The sequence below is a fragment of the Alteromonas sp. P256 genome (assembly GCF_036864455.1).
In the GTDB taxonomy this organism is placed as follows: Bacteria; Pseudomonadota; Gammaproteobacteria; order Enterobacterales; family Alteromonadaceae; genus Alteromonas.
Genome location: NZ_JAZETM010000038.1, coordinates 1 through 570, shown reverse-complemented (window position 1 = coordinate 570; position 570 = coordinate 1). Strand labels below are relative to the sequence as shown.

Genomic DNA, 570 nt, shown 5'->3' with positions numbered 1-570 from the left:
GAGCCTTGAGTGGTTTGTTAGAGTCGTTCACTCTGAAACAACCTTGAGAGTAAGTGCAAAACCCGTACAAACGGCTGTTGATACATAAACCAAGCCCCAAAACATGTAGAGAGGGCTTCCCTTGATTGCAATCTTGTCTCCGATATATGTTTGGGCTTTGTCAATTGCTGCTAATGTCAACCCTAGACCTATTAGGCCTAAAAAAACACCAGAGATGATTCCTAGGACATAAACCAATTGTTCTAGATATTTGAAGCACAGAATTGAGACTGTAAAGAAACCAACAGATAAGGCGTAGCATTCTGATTGCCACTTTATAAAGTCATAATGCTTACCAAAAAATTTAGTCATTTTATTCATTAAAATTCCCTTTTTCCGAAGACTCTAACTTCTAAATAAGGGACGCAAACATGTGGGCTATAATGCGAAGCAGCCCACATGTTTGCGTCCCAGCGAACGCAGTGAGTGACTTAATTTTTTTACAGTGGTTCCGTTCTTTTTTACTTCCAATTTGATTCAGTAAAAAGGAACATGCTTCTGCTGTCCACGAATGTTAATTTTTAGATAGAC

1 protein-coding gene is annotated in these 570 nt (G+C 38.8%); it reads right to left on the bottom strand.

Annotated features, from left to right (window positions below; translation table 11 throughout):
- Nucleotides 1-27 precede the first annotated feature (27 nt).
- Entirely contained in the window at nucleotides 28-360 is a 333-nt protein-coding gene (locus tag V7R39_RS17745; RefSeq protein WP_075176702.1) for a hypothetical protein, read from the bottom strand.
- Nucleotides 361-570 lie beyond the last annotated feature (210 nt).

Excerpts from the sequence above, each read along its gene's own strand:
- V7R39_RS17745 (WP_075176702.1), bottom strand. The coding sequence starts at position 360 with ATGAATAAAATGACTAAATTTTTTGGTAAGCATTATGACTTTATAAAG.